Below are 17,985 nucleotides of genomic sequence, written 5' to 3' on the forward strand. Positions count from 1 at the left end.
ACAAGCGCGGGGCGGCCGTCTAGAATGCGCCGCCCTGCTCGACGACCAAGGAAGCCTCATGCACGCCGCCGATCCGCGCCGCGGGTATCTGCTGGGCCTCAGCGCCTACGTCATCTGGGGCCTGTTCCCCCTCTACTTCAAGCTGCTCGCCGCCGTTCCCGCGCCGCAGATCCTGGTTCACCGGGTTCTCTGGTCGGCGCTGTGCGGCCTTTTGCTGCTGCAGTTCTGGCGGCATCCGGGCTGGTGGCGGGAGCTGCGCGAGCATCCCCGGCGCCTCGCCGTGCTCGCCGGCAGCGGGCTGCTGATCGCCAGCAACTGGCTGCTCTACGTCTGGGCGGTGAACAACGGGCGCATGCTCGAGGCCAGCCTGGGCTACTACATCAACCCGCTGCTCAACGTGCTGCTCGGCCTGCTGCTGCTCGGCGAACGCCTGCGTCCGCTGCAGTGGCTGGCGGTGGGCTGCGCCGCCCTGGGCGTGCTGCAGCAGGTCTGGCAGGCAGGTAGCCTGCCGTGGGTCTCGCTGGTGCTGCCGCTGACCTTCGGCTTCTACGGGCTGATCCGCAAGAAGGCGCCGGTCGCCGCCCTGCCCGGCCTGGTGGTGGAAACCTGGCTGCTGGCGCCGCTGGCCCTCGCCTGGCTGCTGTTCGGCCCGCAGGCGACGGACGCCGGAAGCGCCGGGTGGAGCGGCAGTATGCTGCTCTGGCTGATCGGCACCGGCCCCGTCACCCTGACCCCGCTGCTCTGCTTCAACGCCGCCGCCCGCCACCTGCCCTACGCCACCCTTGGCTTCCTGCAGTACATCGCGCCGACCCTGGTGCTGCTGCTGGCGATGTTCGTCTACGGCGAGCCCCTGGAGGCGGACCGGCTGCTGGCCTTCCTGTGCATCTGGATCGGCCTGGCGATCTACAGTGTGGATATCTGGCTGAATCTGCGCAGAAGCCGCTGAAAGGCTGTACGTTTTCTGATCAATCTTCTGGAGCGCCCGTACCATACGGGCTGCAGCGGATGCTCCCAAGCTTATCCACAGAGGCATTCACCCCCTGTGTGCACAAAGCCGCCAAGCTGTTCATTTTTCGAGCAATTTTCGCCAAGCCGCGGCCGCTCTGCGGCGCCCGTCGGGCTCCCCAGGTTATCCACAGCGCTGTGCACGCGATCCGTGGATACTCGCTTCAGGTTTCCTCGCTGCGCAGGTTGAGCTCCACCATCAGCTCGTCGGCGAGGTTTTCCAGGCGCTCCTGCAGCACGTCCAGATCCAGGTCGAGGGGCACGGCGAGTTCCGCCTGGGCGTGGAACAGCGGCTCGCTGCTCATCGGCGCCGGCACCACCTCGGTGTCCAGGCTCTCCAGGTTGACGCCATGCTCGGCCAGCAGGCGGGTGATGTCGCGAACGATGCCGGGGCGGTCGTTGCCGACCACATCGAGCAGGATCGGCCGCCATTCGGGCTCCGGCTCGGCGCCGCTCGGCGCCAGCAGCAGGCGGATGCCCTGGCTCTCCAGCGCCTCGAGGGCGCTGCCGAGTTCGCCATGGGCCTCGGCGGGCACGTCGACCCGGACGATCCCGGCGAACTGTCCGGCCATGCGCGACATGCGGCTCTCCAGCCAGTTGCCGCCGTGCTCGGCGACGCACTGCGCGAGTTTCTCCACCAGCCCCGGCTGATCCGGAGCAATGACGGTCAATACCAGATGATCCATGCTCGACTCCCTCCAATGCGGGGCCGTCCCGAGGGGCTTGCGTTCAGGAGGTGGAGTATAGGCGCTCGCCGGGCGAACGCCGGGGGCGCGACGAACTCCTGACTCGCCGTTCAGAATCGGACACTTTTGTGCGACAGTTCGGCGGCCCTGGCGGGCGCCGATCCGCATCCCGGCCAGCAACTTTTGTCTTAGGCTGGGACCTTGTTGCAGAATTTATGTAGTATGTCGCGCATCGGACTACAAAGGACCGTTCCCCCCGTCCGAAGCGCTATCCAGAGCACACAGAAAAAGAGGCAAATAATGACCGAGCGCGTTCAAGTCGGTGGCCTGCAGGTCGCCAAAGTCCTGTACGACTTCGTCAACGACGAAGCCATCCCCGGCACCGGTGTCGACGCCCTGGCCTTCTGGGCTGGCGCCTCCGCCATCATCCATGAGCTGGGGCCGAAGAACCGCGCCCTGCTGGCCAAGCGCGACGATCTGCAGGCACGAATCGACAACTGGCACCAGTCCCATGCCGCCAAGCCGCACGACGCCGCCGCCTACAAGGCCTTCCTGCAGGAAATCGGCTACCTGCTGCCGGAGGTCGAGGACTTCCACGCCACCACCGAGAACGTGGACGACGAGATCGCCCGCATGGCCGGCCCGCAGCTGGTGGTGCCGATCATGAACGCGCGCTTCGCCCTGAACGCCGCCAACGCCCGCTGGGGCTCGCTGTACGACGCCCTGTACGGCACCGACGCCCTGCCGGAAGAAGGCGGCGCCGAGAAAGGCACCGGCTACAACCCGGTGCGCGGCGCCAAGGTCATCGCCTTCGCCCGCGCCTTCCTTGACGAGGCCGCACCGCTGGCCGGCGCCAGCCACGTCGACGCCACCGGCTACGCCATCGACGGCGGCAAGCTGGTCGTCAGCCTGAAGAGCGGCGGCACCACCGGCCTGCAGAACCCGGCCCAGCTGATCGGCTTCCAGGGCGAGGCAGCCGCGCCGAAGGCCGTGCTGCTCAAGCACAACGGCAACCACTTCGAGATCCAGATCGACCGCGACAGCCTGATCGGCAAGACCGACGCCGCCGGGGTGAAGGACGTGCTGATGGAAGCCGCCCTGACCACCATCATGGACTGCGAGGACTCGGTCGCCGCGGTCGACGCCGACGACAAGGTCGTCGCCTACAAGAACTGGCTGGGCCTGATGAAGGGCGATCTGGCCGAGCAGGTCGCCAAGGGCGGCAGCACCTTCACCCGCACCATGAACCCGGACCGCGAGTACACCGCGGTGGGCGGCGGCACCCTGTCGCTGCACGGCCGTTCCCTGCTGTTCGTGCGCAACGTCGGCCACCTGATGACCAACGACGCCATCCTCGACCAGGACGGCTACGAAGTGCCGGAAGGCATCATGGACGGTCTGGTCACCAGCCTGATCGCCATCCACAACCTCAAGGGCAACACCAGCCGCAAGAACAGCCGCACCGGCTCCGTGTACATCGTCAAGCCGAAGATGCACGGTCCGGAAGAAGCCGCCTTCACCAACGAGCTGTTCGGCCGCATCGAAGAAGTCCTGAGCCTGCCGCGCAACACCCTGAAGGTCGGCATCATGGACGAGGAGCGCCGTACCACCGTCAACCTCAAGGCGTGCATCAAGGCCGCCCGCGAGCGCGTGGTGTTCATCAACACCGGCTTCCTCGACCGCACCGGCGACGAGCTGCACACCTCCATGGAAGCCGGCCCGATGATCCGCAAGGGCGAGATGAAGAACGCCGCCTGGATCAAGGCCTACGAGAACTGGAACGTCGACGTCGGCCTGGCCTGCGGCCTGTCCGGTCGCGCGCAGATCGGCAAGGGCATGTGGGCCATGCCGGACCTGATGGCCGGCATGCTCGAGCAGAAGATCGTCCACCCGCTGGCCGGCGCCAACACCGCCTGGGTGCCGTCGCCGACCGCCGCCGTCCTGCACGCCCTGCACTACCACAAGGTCGACGTGTTCGCCCGCCAGCAGGAGCTGGCCAAGCGCGAGCGCGCTTCGCTGGACGACATCCTGACCATCCCGCTGGCGCCGAACGCCAACTGGTCGGCCGAGGAGATCCAGCAGGAGCTGGACAACAACGCCCAGGGCATCCTCGGTTACGTGGTGCGCTGGATCGACCAGGGCGTCGGCTGCTCCAAGGTGCCGGACATCAACGACATCGGCCTGATGGAAGACCGCGCCACCCTGCGCATCTCCAGCCAGCACATCGCCAACTGGCTGCGCCACGGTGTGTGCAGCAAGGAGCAGGTGCTCGAGACCTTCAAGCGCATGGCCCTGGTGGTGGACCGCCAGAATGCCAAGGACCCGCTGTACCGTCCGATGGCACCGAACTTCGACGACAACATCGCCTTCCAGGCGGCCCTCGAGCTGTGCCTCGAAGGCACCAAGCAGCCCAACGGCTACACCGAGCCGGTGCTGCACCGTCGCCGTCGCGAGTTCAAGGCCAAGAACGGCCTGTAAGCTCAGCCGGTAGCAGACGCCCCGCCAGTCGGGGCGTTTTTATTTCCATATCCCGCCTAGACTTAGGTCCAATGGGACGCCCCGCGGTCACGGCCAATCATTGACCCTCATAAGCGATAACAAGACCGGACCAATAGCCATGAACAAGGCGGATGAATTCGCTCAGGCGGGCAAGTCGGCAGTACTGCAGAACGTTCACGGGCTCATGGAGTTCCTGCAGAAATTCCCCCCGTTCAACCAGATGGAGCCGCCGCACCTGGCGTATCTGGTCGAGCACTGCCGGCTGCGCTTCTACGCCGCCGGCGAATCCATCCTCAAACCCGCCGACGGCCCGGTGGAGCACTTCTACATCGTCAAGCAGGGCCGGGTGCACGGCGAACGGCCCCTGGGCAGCGGGCGCGTGACCGCCTTCGAGATCGCCAGCGGCGAATGCTTCCCGCTGGCCGCGCTGATCGGCGAACGGGCCACCCGCACCGAGCACCTGGCCGCCGAAGACACCTTCTGCCTGCTGCTGGAGAAGGCCGCCTTCGCCCGTCTGTTCGCCCTCTCCGACGCCTTCCGCGACTTCGCCCTGCGCGGGGTCAGCAGCCTGCTCGACCAAGTCAACCAGCAGGTCCGCCTGCGCGCCGCGGAGACCCTCGGCGCTCAGTACTCGCTGGACACCCCGCTGCGCGAGCTGGCGGCGCGCCAGCCGGTGGTCTGCAATCCCGAGCTGCCGCTGCAGCTGGCCGTGCGGCTGCTGCACGAGCAGCGGGTCGGCAGCGTGGTGATCGTCGACGAAGGCCACCGGCCGCTGGGCATCTTCACCCTGCGCGATCTGGCCCGGACCATTTCCGCCGGCGGCGGCGAGGCCCTGGCCGAGCCGATCGCCACGCGGATGACCCCGCGGCCCTTCCACCTGCCGCCGACCGCCAGCGCCTTCGACGCCGTGCTGGCGATGACCGAACGGCACATCGCGCACATCTGCCTGGTCGAGGACGGGCGCCTCACCGGCGTGCTCTCCGAGCGCGACCTGTTCTCCCTGCAGCGGGTCGATCTGGTCCATCTCGCCCACAGCATCCGCCACGCCGAGCGGCTGGACACGCTGGTCGCCCTGCGCCGCGACATCCGCCAGCTGGTCGAGCGGATGCTCGCCCACGGCGCCAGCTCGACGCAGATCACCCGGTTGATCAGCCTGCTCAACGACCACACGGTGATCCGCGTCATCGAGCTGGCGATCGCCGAGCTGGGCGATCCCGGCGTGACCTTCAGCTGGCTGTGCTTCGGCAGCGAGGGGCGGCGCGAGCAGGCCCTGCACAGCGACCAGGACAACGGCATCCTCTTCGAGGCCGCGAACGCCGCCGAGGCGGAGCAGATCCGCAACCGCCTGCTGCCCCTGGCCCAGCGCATCAACCAGGACCTGGCGCACTGCGGCTTCGTCCTCTGCCCGGGCCAGGTGATGGCCGGCAACCCCGCCCTGTGCCTGTCCCGCAGCGAGTGGTCGCGGCGCTTCGCCGGCTTCATCCAGTCGGCCACCGCGGAGAACCTGCTGGCCTCCACCATCTATTTCGACATGCGCGTGGTCTGGGGACCGAAGGAAGGCTGCCGCCAGCTGCGCCAGGAATTGCTCGAACGAATCGCCGACACGCCGATGTTCCAGCGTCTGATGGCGGACAACGCCCTGCGCCGCAAGCCGCCGCTGGGGCGCATCCGCGATTTCGTGGTGGCCAGGAGCGGTGCCGAGAAGGACACCCTAGACCTCAAGGAGCAGGGCCTGACGCCCTTCGTCGACGGCGCCCGCCTGCTCGCCCTGGCCCACGGCGTCGAGGACTGCAACACCCTCGAACGCCTGCGCCAGCTGGTGGTCCGGGAGGTGATCGAGCCCCGCGACGGCGCCGCCTACGAGGAGGCCTACCAGTTCATCCAGCTGATCCGCCTGCAGCTGCACCAGCAGCAGGAGCGCCAGGGCCGGCCCTACAGCAACCGCCTGGACCCGGACGACCTCAACCACCTGGACCGGCGCATCCTGCGCGAGTCCCTGCGCCAGGCCCTGCGCCTGCAGAGCAGCCTGGCGCTGCGCTACCGGCTTTGATGATGCGCGCGTTGGCCTGGCTGCGGCGCCGCGGCCCGCAACTGTCGTCCGAGCAGCAGGCGCGGCTGGAGCGCCTGCCGGCCCCGGTCGCGCTGTCCGAACGGCCGCCGGGCCGGGACCGCTGCGTGGTGATCGACCTGGAGACCAGCGGCTTCGACCTGCAGAACGACCAGTTGCTGTCGATCGGCGCGGTGGCCATCAGCGACGGCGGCATCGATCTGGCCGACCAGTTCGAGTGCACCCTGCAGCACTGCGATCCCGGGCTTGGCGCCAGCGTGCTGATCCACGGCCTCTCCCCCGGCACGCTCGCCGCCGGCCGCGAGCCGGTCGAGGCCCAGCTGGAGTTCCTCGAGTGGCTCGGCAATAGTCCGCTGCTGGCCTTCCACGCCGGCTTCGACCGGCAGATGCTGACCCGCGCCCTGCGCCAGACCCTCGGCTACCGGCTGGCGAATCCCTTCCTCGACGTGGCCGAGATGGCGCCGCTGCTCAATCCCGAGGCGGGCATCCTTCACGGCGGGCTGGACGACTGGGTGCAGCACTTCGGCCTGCAGGTCCTGCAGCGCCACCATGCCAGCGCTGACGCCCTGGTCACCGCGGAGCTGGCGCTGATCATGTTCAGCCAGGCGCGCCGCCAGGGCATCGACAGCCTGACCGGCCTCGAGCGGAGGCTGGCGGCCTGGCGCCGGAACCAGCAGGGGCTTTCGTTCTAGCCCACGCCCGTCCGCCGGTCATCGGGAATCGCTTATCATCCGGCCCAGTCCACCGAGGATTCCCCATGCGCCCGTTGCTCACCGCCCTCAGTGCGCTCGCGCTGCTGACTCTGGTCACCCTGGCGATGCTGGTCCCGATGCTGCCGCTGGCCCTGCTCAAGCTGCTGCTGCCCGGCCGGCGTCTGCGCCGGCTCTGCTCGCACGGGCTGATGGGCTGCGCCGAGACCTGGGGCGAACTGACCCGGCGCGTCTACGCCGCGCTGCTGCCCACCGTCTGGGATGTCCGCGGCGGCGAGGCGCTGCGCCGCGACACTTCCTACCTGCTGGTGTGCAACCACCAGAGCTGGGTGGATATCCCCGCGCTGCTGGTGGCGCTCAACCGCAAGACGCCCTTCTTCCGCTTCTTCGTCAAGCGCGAGCTGGTCTGGCTGCCCCTGCTCGGCCTGGCCTTCTGGGCCCTGGACTACCCGCTGATGCGGCGCCATACCCGGGCCTATCTGGAGAAGCATCCGGAAAAGCGCGGCGACGATCTCAGGAGCACCCGGCGCGCCTGCGAGCGCTTCCGCGACATCCCGGTGACCATCGTCAACTACCTGGAAGGCACCCGCTTCACCCCGGCCAAGCAGGCCCAGCAGTCCTCGCCCTACCGCTACCTGCTGCGGCCCAAGACAGGCGGCGTGGCCTTCGTCCTCGCCGCCCTCGGCGGGCAGCTGGACGCGCTGCTGGACGTGACCGTGGTCTATCCGGGCCGACGCATCCCCGGCTTCTGGCAACTGCTCAGCGGACAGCTGCCGCGGGTGATCGTCGACATCCGCAGCCACGCCCTGGACCCGAGTTTGTGGCAGGGCGATTACCAGAACGACCCGGAATTCCGCCAGCACCTGCAGGACTGGGTGTCGCGCCTGTGGGCGGAGAAGGACGCGCGCATCGCCCGTCTGCGCGCCGAACTGGCAGAGCGCGGCTAGGCTTGCCCGACTAGGCGGCGAGCAACCAGCCCAGCAGGGCCAGCCCGCCGAGCAGGAAGGCGGCGCTCAGGTAGACCAGGAAGCCGCGGCCCTTTTCCTGCTTCTGCCGGTACTCGTCTAGATCGGCGCTGTCCAGCTGCAGGGCCGCGCAGACCTGCTTGGCACGGGCGACGACGGCGGGATCGGCCGCTGCGTCCTTCGGCGCGTAGATCCCGGCGTAGCCGGCCCAGGAGTGGAAGGTGGCCTCGCGCCGGGAGGCACGGAAGACCCGGCTGAGTCGCCTCAGCTCGGTCAGGCAGTTGGCGCCGCTGCGCTGGGCCAACTCCTCCAGCTGGCGAAGGCCCTCGTTGGCCTCGGCGAACCAGGCCGACTGCAGGGGGACCTGGCGGACCACGGCCAGCTCCGCGCCGAACGGATCGTCCTCGCCTTCGGCCAGAATGAACGGTGTGGAAACGCTCCCGGCGGCGTCAGCACGGCAATGATCGGACAACAATTGCTCTCTGCCAGTCATCGGATGGGCGACCAGTATCCTACGGCCCGCGAACTCGAGGGAAGCGCGAAGTAGCGTCGGCTTTGACGGTTTCCTGAACAAGTGCGAAGGGCCTCCCACCCTGCTTCGCGAAGTTCTTGCTTCGCCACGCCAGACCCGTACGGGTGCGGCAGCGAAGCCCCGACCGGAGGAACCGGTAAATGCCGACCACCGAGTCACATCAGGAACCGAACAGCCACTCGCGCAGGCCGTACAGCATCAGGAAATGCCCCGGATAGAAGGCGTAGGCCCAGCGCCGCAGCGGCGCCACGGGAAAGGCCGGGGAGCGGCGCAGCAGCCAGAGGCCGAACAGCGGCGCAGCGAAACAGGCGCCGTACACCAGGGCGACGAACAGCGGCCCGAACATCCGCACCGCCGAGAAGCCATCGGCGTTGGCCGCCACCGCCACGCCCGCCGGTACCAGCCAGGCCCGAGGACGGCGGTCGAGGGCGAAGACGAAGGCGGCCGGCAACAGCACGCCGAAGGCGCCGAACATCAGTTCCTCGTCGAACCACAGGGCCAGCGCCAGGGCGGCCAGCCCGAGCAGGCGCTCCGGCAGGTACGGCTGCAGCCCGGCATTGGCCAGCAGCAGGCCCAGGGCCAGGGTCGGCAGCACGTTGACGCTGGCCGGGTACTCCACCAGCAGCCGGTACGGCCATTCCGAGAGCAGGGCGAACAGCAGCAGCCAGCCGAGATAGCGCATTTGCGCAGACCGCCGCTGCGGCTGGCGCCGTCGCCTGGCCAGGTTGGCGGCGACGATCAGGCAGAAGAAGGGAAACGCCGTCCTCCCGGGCACGAACACCCAGATCGCCTGCTGCCAGACATGCCGAAGGTGGTCGAGCAGCATGCCGAGCAGCGCCAGCCACTTGAGCAGGTCGAGCGCCGCGTCGCGCTGCCCTTCCCACGCGACGGAGCGGCCGGCGCCGGTAGCGGGAACGACACGCCAGGCCTCCGGCCTCACTGATTGAGCTGAGACAGGCAGGCGCCGGAAAGTCTGGCCACCCGCTGCTGGAGCTCCGGGGAAATCTGCTTCTGCTTGTGCAGCTGCGTCATCTCGGACTCGCTGAGTCCGGCGCTGACCTTATCCGCCGCGCACGCGCAGTAGTCCTGCGCCGCCGCCTCCTTATAGCGGGCCTTGGCGCCGTTCAGGCACTCCCGGACGAAATCGGCCTTGGCTCCGGCCGGCCAGTCGGCGGAATGCGCCGGCGCGGCGGCGAGCAACGGCAGGAGGAGAACGGAGAGGGGCAGGTAACGCATCGGTGAACTCCTGTGCGAATGAATGGCCTGGCAGGCAGGCCGTCGGCATCCCTCAGTGAAGGTAGAAGAGCACCACCGCTTGTACAAGGAACGACCGGACAACCCGCATCGGCGTCTGCCTCCCATTACTCACAGCGAACGTGGACACCCCTGTGGACAAACTGTCCACACCCGCCCAAAGCCCAGAAAGCGCGCCGCCCGCAGCCTATAGAGCATTTTTTGACCAGCGTTCACGGTGGATAAAGAGCCTTGTGCACATCTACTGTGCAGACTCCTGTGCATAACCTGTGCGGCCCCGGCTGCGGGCCCAGGCGGCACGCCGCCCCGGGACGATCGTGCAAATTTTGATCAGATCCGGGCTGGATATCCACAACCCTCCGAAAGCAGCATTTCCCCGACCCGGGCTCCACCGGCGGAGCGCCAGCCTCTACACTGGGCCTTTTGCCAGGACGCGCCATGCCCAGCCCCACGCTCGACCCTCGCACCGCCCGTCTGCTGCCCTGGATCGTCGCCTCCGCGCTGTTCATGCAGATGCTCGACGGCACCATCCTCAACACCGCGCTGCCGGCCATGGCCCACGATCTGGCCGAAGACCCGCTGCGCATGCAGTCGGTGGTGATCGCCTACATGCTCAGCGTGGCGGTGCTGATGCCGGCCTCCGGCTGGATCGCCGACCGCTTCGGCACCCGCCGGGTGTTCCTCGGCGCGGTGCTGCTGTTCACCTTCGGCTCGCTGGTCTGCGCGCTCTCCGAAACCCTGGTCGAGCTGGTGGCGGCGCGCGTGCTGCAGGGCTGCGGCGGCGCCCTGATGATGCCGGTCGGCCGCCTGGTGGTGCTGCGCGCCTATCCGCGCAAGGATCTGGTGCGGGTGCTCAGCTTCATCACCATGCCGGCGCTGATCGGCCCGCTGATCGGCCCGACCCTCGGCGGCTGGTTGGTGGAGTACGCCAGTTGGCACTGGATCTTCCTGATCAACCTGCCGGTCGGCCTGCTCGGCTGCCTCGCCGCGCTGAGCCTGATGCCCGATCTGCGCGGCCCGCGCACGCCCTTCGACGTCCCCGGCTTCCTCCTGTTCGGCGCCGCCATGCTGCTGCTCAGCATCGCCCTGGAAGGGCTGGGCGAACTGAAGCTGCCCCACGATCGGGTGATGCTGCTGCTGTTCGCCGGCATGGGCTGCCTGTCGGCCTACTGGCTGCGCGCCGGGATCATCGCCCAGCCGCTGTTCCCCACCAGCCTGTTCCATACCCGCACCTTCGCCATCGGCATCCTCGGCAACCTGTTCACCCGCATCGGCAGCGGCGCCCTGCCCTTCCTCACGCCCCTGCTGCTGCAGGTGGCGCTGGGCTATTCGCCGGCCCAGGCGGGGATGAGCATGATTCCCCAGGCGCTCGGCGCGATGGCGGTGAAGCCGGTGGTCACCCCGCTGATCCAGCGCCTGGGCTACCGCCGCATCCTGGTCGGCAACACCCTGGTGCTCGGCCTGCTGCTGGCCGGCATGGGGCTGGTCGACGGCGATACCCCCTACGCGCTGCTGCTGGGCCTGCTGGCCCTGCTCGGCGCGGTGAACTCCCTGCAGTTCACCGCGATGAACACCGTCGCCCTGATCGATCTCGACGAAAACAACGCCAGCGGCGGCAACAGCCTGCTCTCGGTGGTGGTGCAGCTGTCCATGAGCTTCGGCGTGGCCAGCGCCGCCGCCCTGCTCGGCGGCTTCAGCGCCGGCAGCACCCTGCACGGCGGCCTCTCCGTGCTCGCCGCCTTCCAGGCCACCTACCTGTGCGTCGGCCTGCTGTCGATGATCGGCGCGCTGCTGTTCATGCAGCTCTCCCCGCAAGCCGGACGCAACGCCCGGGAGGGCGGCACGGAACTCCCCCCGGCGAACGGCAAGTAGCGGCCGCCGGGAGCAGGATCGGCCGGTCCGGCGGAATCCATCCGCGCCCCGGCGCCCTGCTACACTGCGCGCCCGTCCCGTTTCCGTCAGGCCGCTCCCGTGACCACCACCGCGTTCTCCACCCTGCCCCTCTCCGCCGCCATGCTGGCCAATCTGGAGGCCCTCGGCTATGCGGCGATGACGCCGATCCAGGCGCGGAGCCTGCCGCCGATCCTCGCCGGCAGCGACCTGATCGCCCAGGCCAAGACCGGCAGCGGCAAGACCGCGGCCTTCGGCATCGGCCTGCTGGCGCCCCTGAATCCGCGCTTCTTCGGCTGCCAGGCGCTGGTGCTGTGCCCGACCCGCGAGCTGGCCGACCAGGTGGCCAAGGAGCTGCGCCGGCTGGCCCGTGCCGAAGGCAACGTCAAGATCCTCTCCCTCTGCGGCGGTGTGCCCTTCGGCCCGCAGATCGGCTCGCTGGAGCACGGCGCCCACGTCGTCGTCGGCACTCCGGGACGGGTGCAGGAGCACCTGAAGAAGGGCACCCTCACGCTCTCCGGGCTGAACACCCTGGTCCTCGACGAGGCCGACCGCATGCTCGACATGGGCTTCTACGACAGCATTGCCGAGATCATCGGCCAGACCCCGGCCAGGCGGCAGACCCTGCTGTTCTCCGCCACCTACCCGGCCGGCATCGAGCAACTGGCGGCGACCTTCCTGAAGAACCCGCAGCGGGTGGAGGTGGAGTCGCTGCACGACGACAGCCAGATCGAGCAGCGCTTCTACGAGATCGACCCGCGCCAGCGCTTCGAGAGCGTGGCGCGCCTGCTGCTGCATTTCCGCCCGCAGTCCTGCGTCGCCTTCTGCCACACCCGCCAGCAGTGCCAGGAGCTGGTCGCCGAGCTGACTGCCCGCGGCATTTCCGCCGCGGCGCTGCACGGCGAGCTGGAGCAGCGCGACCGCGATCAGGTGCTGACGACGTTCGCCAACCGCAGCCTGTCCGTGCTGGTGGCCACCGACGTGGCGGCACGCGGCCTGGACATCGCCGGGCTGGAGGCGGTGATCAACGTGGAACTGGCCCGCGATCCGCAGGTGCACGTGCACCGCATCGGCCGCAGCGGCCGGGCCGGCGAGAAGGGCCTGGCGCTGTCGCTGGTGGCGCCGGCCGAGGCCGTCCGCGCCCGGGCCGTCGAGGAGCTGCAGGGCGCGCCGCTGAACTGGTGCGAGCTGGATGGCCTGAAGGCCGGGAGCAGCGAGCCGCTGCTGCCGCCGATGACCACCCTGTGCATCGCCGCCGGGCGCAAGGACAAGCTGCGCCCCGGCGACATCCTCGGCGCGCTGACCGGCGAGGCCGGCATCCCCGGCGCCCAGGTCGGCAAGATCGCCATCTTCGACTTCCAGGCCTTCGTCGCGGTCGAGCGCGGCATCGCCAAACAGGCGCTGAAGCGCCTGAACGACGGCAAGATCAAGGGCCGTTCGCTGAAGGTGCGCGCCCTTTAGGGCCTGACGGCCCGGTACACCGGCCCCTTGTGCGCCTCGTAGCCGGCGAGCAGGCGGCGGAACCAGACGCCGACGGCCGAGTCCTCGGCCCAGGGCTGCTCACCCAGGCACCAGGCCCAGAAGAAGAAGCCGCCGATCAGGAAGTCGGCCCCGCCCGGTGCCGCGCCGTCCAGCCAGGGCTGCCTGGCCAGCAGCGCCTCCAGCGGCTTCAGGGCCTGCTCGAACTGCTCCCGCCCGGCACCGGCGTCGGCGAATTCCTCCAGCGACATGCCGAAGCGCTGCTCGCGGCTCTGGCGGAAATAGGCCTGGTCGACCGGGTCCAGCGACGCGTGGATGCGCAGGACCAGCAGGCGCAGCAGCGCCAGGGGCAGGCTGAACTGGGCGAAGCGCTCGATCAGCAGCAGCCGGCTGGCGGCGAGCTCGTCGCCGATCAGCGGCCGCTCCGGATAGCGCTCGTCCAGGTAGCGCAGGATCGCCAGGCTGTCGTGCACCACCGTCTCGCCGTCGCGCAGCACCGGCACCAATTGCTGGCCGGAAAAGGCCAGCTCGGCCTTGTCGGTGAAGCGCAGCGGCCGGCCGACGAAATCCAGCCCCTTGTGCGCCAGCGCCAGGCGCACCCGCCAGCAGTAGGGGGAAAACAGCAGTTCGGGCTCGCGGCCCCGCAGCTCGAAGAGTTCGCGCATCTCGTTCCATCCTCTGAACGGTCCGTTTCGGGAAATCAAGCAGAACAGGTTTCGCCGGCCATGACCAGTGCACGCCGGAAAAGCCGCCGTACTGGCGATCCGCCCAAGCAGGCGACCGGCCGCCCGACCGGACGGCGGGAAAACGCGCCGCTGCGCTTGGCGAAATCCGCGGCGGCGATCTTCACTATTCATTCGCTCGGGACACGTCGCCAGCACATGGGCAGCGACGACGGTCCCGAAGAACGAACAGGGCAAGAAATCCTGGCAGTTTGCTCATCGAGCGGCGGCAGCCCCGGCCCGGGGGCGCGGACCCGCTGCCTACAGGGAAGCACGCCAATTCATGTCTCAGGCACATCTGCGGGGCCAGCCCCGGAGCAGCGCGGCAAGATCCTTACCACGATGGCTATCCGGCAGACGGCGCAAAGCGCTCTGCGCCCTGCTGCTGGGCCTGGGGCTGGCCTTCGGCGCCCAGGCCGACGCCCCACCACTGGCCCTGGACGGCAGCGAGCAGGGGCTCGACCTGCGCCCCCACCTGCAACTGCTGCGCGACCCCGGCGGGCGGCTGACGCCCGAACAGGCGATGGCCGCCGAGCAGCCGTTCGCGCCGGCTCCCGACCTCAACCTGGGCTTCAGCCGCGATGCGGTCTGGCTGCGCCTGGAGCTGCAGTCGCGGGCCGAGCGGGCGCGAGCCTGGCAGATCGAGTTCGGCTACGCGCCGCTGGACCGCATCGAGCTGTTCAGCGAGCGCAACGGCAGCCTGCAGCGGCAGATCGGCGGCGACAGCGTCCCCGCCGGGCAACGCAGCAGCGAGCACCTCTCGCCGGCCTTCCGCGTGCGCCTGGAGCCCGGCGAGCAGCGGGTGCTGTACTTCCGCGCGCAATCCTCCGGCAACCTGAGCCTGGACGCGCGGATCTGGCAGGTGGAGGCCTTCGCCCGCCACAGTCGCCTCGGCCTGATGCTGCAGAGCGCCTACTGCGGCCTCTGGATGGCCCTGGCCGGCTACAACCTGATGCTGTTCCTCGCCGTGCGCGAGCGCAGCCTGCTGCTCTACGCGCTGTTCGTCGCCAGCCTCGGCTGCGCCATGCTCGCCTACGGCGGGCTGGGCGCCGAATACCTGTGGAGCGCCGGCGGCGAGTTCGGCAACCGCGCCTTGCCGCTGTCCCTGGCCCTGGCGATGGCCGCGGCGACCCTGTTCGCCCGCGACTTCCTCGGCACCCGCGCCGCCCTGCCGCGCTGGCACCGCGCCCTGCGCCTGGCGGCGGCGGCGCAGCTGGGCGTGGCCCTGGGGACGCTGCTGCTGCCCCTCGGCGAGGCGCTGCCGGTTCTCGCCGTCAGCGCCGGTGCCGGCATCCTCCTGCTGCTGGCCTGCGGCCTGCGCGGCCTACCCGGCTCGCCGGCGGCGCGGATCTTCGTAGTCGCCGAGCTGCCGCTGATGCTCGGCGCCCTGCTTCTGGTGCTGCACAGCTTCGCCCTGCTGCCGCCCAGCCTGCTCACCGTCCACGGCATCCAGCTCGGCGCGGCGCTGGAGATGCTCCTGCTGTCCTGCGGCATGGCCGCCCGCCTCAGGCGCCGGCGCATCCCGCGGGAGCGGCGGGGGGCCGTCGCAGGCGGCGTCGCGGAGCCGCGCGAGCTGCAACAGGAACAGGAGCGCCTGCTCGAGCAGCGGGTCGCCGAGCGCACCGCCGCCCTGGCCGAGGCCAACGCCCGGCTCAGCCAGCTGGCCCTGCAGGACCCGCTGACCGGCGTGGCCAACCGCGCCGGCCTCAACCTGCGCCTGGCCCAGGCCTGGCAGCAGGCGCACCAGCGCCAGGAGCTGCTGGCGCTGATCCTGCTCGACCTGGACGGCTTCAAGGCGGTCAACGACCGCCACGGCCATGCCATCGGCGATCTGCTGCTGACCCAGGTGGCTGCCCGCCTGCAGGCCAGCGCGCGGGCCACCGACCTGGTAGCGCGCCTGGGCGGCGACGAGTTCGTGCTGATCTGCGAGGCCATCGACAACGCCGAGCAGGCCCTGGCCCTGGCCGAGCGCATCCTGCACTCGCTCGGCCAGCCCATGCAGCTGGGGGAGCTGCGCCTCAGCCTGAGCGCCAGCATCGGCATCAGCATCTGCAACGGCCAAAGCTACGAGAGTCTGCTGCACGAGGCCGACCAGGCCATGTACCTGGCCAAGGCCGACGGCCGCAGCCGCATCCACCTGCGCCAGTCCGGCACGCCCGGCGTGCCCCAGGCCGGACTGGCCTGAGCGGCCCGCTCGGCCCTCACAACGCCTGCAACACCTCCTCCGCCGGCCGGTGCGGCAGGCCGTGGGCGGCGGCGACGCGGGCGCAGGTGAGCTGGCCGCGGGCGACGCTGAGACCGTCGCGCAGGTGCGGGTCTTCCTCCAGGGCGCGGCGCACGCCCTTCTCCGCCAGGGCGACGACGAACGGCAGGGTGGCGTTGTTCAGCGCTAGGGTCGAGGTGCGCGGCACGGCACCGGGCATGTTGGTCACGCAGTAGTGCACCACCTCGTCGACCAGGTAGGTCGGCAGGCTGTGGGTGGTCGGCCGCGAGGTCTCGGCGCAGCCGCCCTGGTCGATGGCGACGTCCACCAGCACCGCGCCGGGCTTCATCCGGCTGACCATCTCCGCGCTGATCAGCCGCGGCGCCGCCGCGCCGGGGACGAGCACCGCGCCGATCACCAGGTCCGCCGCCAGCACCTGCTCGCGCAGCGTCGCGCCGCAGGCGTAGCGGGTGGCGATGCGGTTGCCGTAGCGCTCGTCCAGCCGGCGCAGGGCATCGACGCTCTTGTCCAGCACCGTGACCTCGGCGCCGAGGCCCACGGCCATGGCCAGCGCCTGGCTGCCGACCACCCCGGCGCCGAGGATGGTCACCCGTCCCGCCGGCACCCCCGGCACCCCGCCGAGCAGCACGCCACGCCCGCCCTGGCTCCTCTCCAGGCAATGGGCGCCGGCCTGGATCGCCATGCGCCCGGCCACCTCGGACATGGGCGCCAGCAGCGGCAGGCGGCCGAGCCCGTCGGTGACCGTCTCGTAGGCGATGCAGGTGGCGCCGGAGGCCATCAGCTCCTCGGTCTGCGCCCGATCCGGGGCCAGGTGCAGGTAGGCGAACAGACAGTGCCCGGCGTCCAGGCAGGCGCGCTCGTCGGCCAGCGGCTCCTTGACCTTGACGATCAGCTCGGCCGCCGCGTACACCGCCGCGCCGTCCTCGGCGATCCGCGCGCCGGCGGCCTGGTAGTCCTCGTCGGCGAAGCCGATGGCGGCCCCGGCCAGGGTCTCGACCCAGACCTGATGGCCGAGGCCGGTCAGCTCGGCCACCGATTGCGGGGTCAGGCCGACCCGGTACTCGCGGTTCTTCAGCTCCCTGGGTACGCCGATGCGCATGGCTGTCTCCGCCCGAAGCAGTCGATAGGGGAAGTCTAGCCCGTCGCTCCGCCCCGAACTCGTCCGGCGGCCGGCACTCTCTAGCGAAACGGGCCGACGAGGGCGAATCGATGAGAAGACTGAGCGCAGGGCTGCTGACCGCCATCCTGCTGGCCGAGGCCGACGCCGCTGAGGCGCCCGGCGCGCCGAAGAGCGCCACCAGCGAGGTTCTGGAGGCCGGTGCGAAGCTGCTGCAGCGGCGCACCCCGCTCTCGGCCGTCGGCGCCTACCTGGACGGTTTCCACTTCTACAACGGCGCTCCGGGCCGCCAGGTGGAGGCGCACCATTACGTCACCCGACTCAGCGAGGACCTGATGCAGGCGCTGATCTACGACGGCGACGGCGAGGACGCCAGGCTGATGGGCATCGAGTACATCATCAGCGCGCGGCTGTTCGAGGGCCTGCCGGCCGAGGAGAAGAATCTCTGGCACAGCCACGTCTACGAGGTGAAGTCCGCCGCCCTGGTGGCGCCCGGCCTGCCCGGGCCGGCGGAGAAGGCGCTGATGGCGCAGATCGTCGGCACCTACGGCAAGACCTGGCACACCTGGCATACCGACCGGGACCGCTCCCTGCCCCTCGGCATCCCGGCGCTGATGATGGGCTTCACCGCCGACGGCCAGCTCGACCCGCGCCTGCTCGAAGCCCGCGACCGGCGTCTGGACCTCGACAGCGCCGCGATCCGCCGCCAGCGCCGGGACATCCCGGCACCGGCGGTCGATCCGCAGGCCGACGCCTGGGAGAAGGGCGAAGTGATCCAGCTCGAGCGGGGCTCGGGGCCGGGCGAGCACGGTCCCGAGGCGGGCGGCCACTGAG

At 69.9% G+C, this 17,985-nt stretch carries 15 protein-coding genes; 9 read left to right on the forward strand and 6 right to left on the reverse strand.

What is annotated here, in order from left to right:
- The first annotated feature begins 58 nt into the window (after positions 1–58).
- Entirely contained in the window at positions 59–946 is an 888-nt protein-coding gene (rarD, locus tag ACFOJE_RS07045) for an EamA family transporter RarD (RefSeq protein ID WP_377813591.1), read from the forward strand.
- A 223-nt stretch (positions 947–1,169) separates the two neighbouring features.
- On the opposite strand, the gene ACFOJE_RS07050 is transcribed toward rarD, so the two are convergent.
- A complete protein-coding gene (locus ACFOJE_RS07050) occupies positions 1,170–1,691 on the reverse strand; it encodes a glycine cleavage system protein R (protein ID WP_377813593.1) in 522 nt (173 codons plus the stop codon).
- Positions 1,692–1,991: 300 nt separating this feature from the next.
- Here ACFOJE_RS07050 and ACFOJE_RS07055 point away from each other — a divergent pair, with 300 nt between their 5' ends.
- The 4 genes from ACFOJE_RS07055 (at position 1,992) to ACFOJE_RS07070 (ending at position 7,915) form a co-directional block, all read left to right on the forward strand.
- A complete protein-coding gene (locus tag ACFOJE_RS07055; RefSeq protein ID WP_377813595.1) occupies positions 1,992–4,169 on the forward strand; it encodes a malate synthase G in 2,178 nt (725 codons plus the stop codon).
- 139 nt (positions 4,170–4,308) lie between these two features.
- Positions 4,309–6,240 carry a putative nucleotidyltransferase substrate binding domain-containing protein gene (locus tag ACFOJE_RS07060; protein WP_377813596.1) on the forward strand — a complete coding sequence of 644 codons (1,932 nt, stop codon included), beginning with the start codon at positions 4,309–4,311 and terminating at the stop codon, positions 6,238–6,240.
- A gap of 2 nt (positions 6,241–6,242) precedes the next feature.
- Positions 6,243–6,950: a 3'-5' exonuclease gene (locus ACFOJE_RS07065; protein ID WP_377813598.1), complete on the forward strand. Its 708-nt coding sequence runs from the start codon at positions 6,243–6,245 to the stop codon at positions 6,948–6,950.
- Between the two features lie 65 nt (positions 6,951–7,015).
- Positions 7,016–7,915 (forward strand): acyltransferase, encoded by a 900-nt coding sequence (locus ACFOJE_RS07070; protein WP_377813600.1) that lies wholly within the window; start codon positions 7,016–7,018, stop codon positions 7,913–7,915.
- 10 nt (positions 7,916–7,925) lie between these two features.
- On the opposite strand, the gene ACFOJE_RS07075 is transcribed toward ACFOJE_RS07070, so the two are convergent.
- The 3 genes from ACFOJE_RS07075 to ACFOJE_RS07085 all read right to left on the reverse strand — a co-directional run bounded on the left by ACFOJE_RS07075 (position 7,926) and on the right by ACFOJE_RS07085 (position 9,701).
- Entirely contained in the window at positions 7,926–8,405 is a 480-nt protein-coding gene (locus ACFOJE_RS07075; RefSeq protein WP_377813601.1) for a hypothetical protein, read from the reverse strand.
- Between the two features lie 220 nt (positions 8,406–8,625).
- Positions 8,626–9,318 (reverse strand): TraX family protein, encoded by a 693-nt coding sequence (locus ACFOJE_RS07080; RefSeq protein WP_377813882.1) that lies wholly within the window; start codon positions 9,316–9,318, stop codon positions 8,626–8,628.
- An 83-nt stretch (positions 9,319–9,401) separates the two neighbouring features.
- Positions 9,402–9,701 (reverse strand): hypothetical protein, encoded by a 300-nt coding sequence (locus tag ACFOJE_RS07085; RefSeq protein ID WP_377813602.1) that lies wholly within the window; start codon positions 9,699–9,701, stop codon positions 9,402–9,404.
- A gap of 456 nt (positions 9,702–10,157) precedes the next feature.
- Here ACFOJE_RS07085 and mdtD point away from each other — a divergent pair, with 456 nt between their 5' ends.
- Together mdtD and dbpA are read left to right on the forward strand one after the other, a co-directional pair.
- The gene (gene mdtD / locus ACFOJE_RS07090; protein WP_377813604.1) at positions 10,158–11,591 is read left to right on the forward strand and encodes a multidrug transporter subunit MdtD; all 1,434 of its coding nucleotides are present in this window, start codon (positions 10,158–10,160) and stop codon (positions 11,589–11,591) included.
- Positions 11,592–11,690: 99 nt separating this feature from the next.
- The gene (gene dbpA, locus ACFOJE_RS07095; protein WP_377813605.1) at positions 11,691–13,070 is read left to right on the forward strand and encodes an ATP-dependent RNA helicase DbpA; all 1,380 of its coding nucleotides are present in this window, start codon (positions 11,691–11,693) and stop codon (positions 13,068–13,070) included.
- Here dbpA and ACFOJE_RS07100 read toward each other — a convergent pair.
- On the reverse strand, positions 13,067–13,753 hold the full coding sequence (locus tag ACFOJE_RS07100) for a glutathione S-transferase family protein (protein ID WP_377813606.1): 687 nt from the start codon (positions 13,751–13,753) through the stop codon (positions 13,067–13,069). The genes dbpA and ACFOJE_RS07100 overlap by 4 nt on opposite strands.
- Positions 13,754–14,093: 340 nt before the next feature.
- Here ACFOJE_RS07100 and ACFOJE_RS07105 point away from each other — a divergent pair, with 340 nt between their 5' ends.
- Entirely contained in the window at positions 14,094–15,995 is a 1,902-nt protein-coding gene (locus ACFOJE_RS07105) for a diguanylate cyclase domain-containing protein (protein ID WP_377813607.1), read from the forward strand.
- Positions 15,996–16,011: 16 nt separating this feature from the next.
- Here the strand turns inward: ACFOJE_RS07105 and ald are convergent, their stop codons facing one another.
- Positions 16,012–17,133, reverse strand: a complete 1,122-nt coding sequence (ald, locus tag ACFOJE_RS07110; RefSeq protein ID WP_377813608.1) for an alanine dehydrogenase — start codon at positions 17,131–17,133, stop codon at positions 16,012–16,014.
- A 110-nt stretch (positions 17,134–17,243) separates the two neighbouring features.
- Here ald and ACFOJE_RS07115 point away from each other — a divergent pair, with 110 nt between their 5' ends.
- Positions 17,244–17,984, forward strand: a complete 741-nt coding sequence (locus tag ACFOJE_RS07115; protein ID WP_377813610.1) for an OBAP family protein — start codon at positions 17,244–17,246, stop codon at positions 17,982–17,984.
- Position 17,985 lies beyond the last annotated feature (1 nt).

Source organism: Azotobacter bryophylli, from assembly GCF_042643485.1.
Classification (GTDB): Bacteria; Pseudomonadota; Gammaproteobacteria; order Pseudomonadales; family Pseudomonadaceae; genus Azotobacter; species Azotobacter bryophylli.

Bases quoted from the DNA above. Each gene is read 5' to 3' on its own strand.
- rarD (WP_377813591.1), top strand. From the start codon at position 59: ATGCACGCCGCCGATCCGCGCCGCGGGTATCTGCTGGGCCTCAGCGCC.
- ACFOJE_RS07050 (WP_377813593.1), bottom strand. From the start codon at position 1,691: ATGGATCATCTGGTATTGACCGTCATTGCTCCGGATCAGCCGGGGCTG.
- ACFOJE_RS07055 (WP_377813595.1), top strand. From the start codon at position 1,992: ATGACCGAGCGCGTTCAAGTCGGTGGCCTGCAGGTCGCCAAAGTCCTG.
- ACFOJE_RS07060 (WP_377813596.1), top strand. From the start codon at position 4,309: ATGAACAAGGCGGATGAATTCGCTCAGGCGGGCAAGTCGGCAGTACTG.
- ACFOJE_RS07065 (WP_377813598.1), top strand. From the start codon at position 6,243: ATGCGCGCGTTGGCCTGGCTGCGGCGCCGCGGCCCGCAACTGTCGTCC.
- ACFOJE_RS07070 (WP_377813600.1), top strand. From the start codon at position 7,016: ATGCGCCCGTTGCTCACCGCCCTCAGTGCGCTCGCGCTGCTGACTCTG.
- ACFOJE_RS07085 (WP_377813602.1), bottom strand. From the start codon at position 9,701: ATGCGTTACCTGCCCCTCTCCGTTCTCCTCCTGCCGTTGCTCGCCGCC.
- mdtD (WP_377813604.1), top strand. From the start codon at position 10,158: ATGCCCAGCCCCACGCTCGACCCTCGCACCGCCCGTCTGCTGCCCTGG.
- ACFOJE_RS07100 (WP_377813606.1), bottom strand. From the start codon at position 13,753: ATGCGCGAACTCTTCGAGCTGCGGGGCCGCGAGCCCGAACTGCTGTTT.
- ACFOJE_RS07105 (WP_377813607.1), top strand. From the start codon at position 14,094: ATGTCTCAGGCACATCTGCGGGGCCAGCCCCGGAGCAGCGCGGCAAGA.
- ald (WP_377813608.1), bottom strand. From the start codon at position 17,133: ATGCGCATCGGCGTACCCAGGGAGCTGAAGAACCGCGAGTACCGGGTC.
- ACFOJE_RS07115 (WP_377813610.1), top strand. From the start codon at position 17,244: ATGAGAAGACTGAGCGCAGGGCTGCTGACCGCCATCCTGCTGGCCGAG.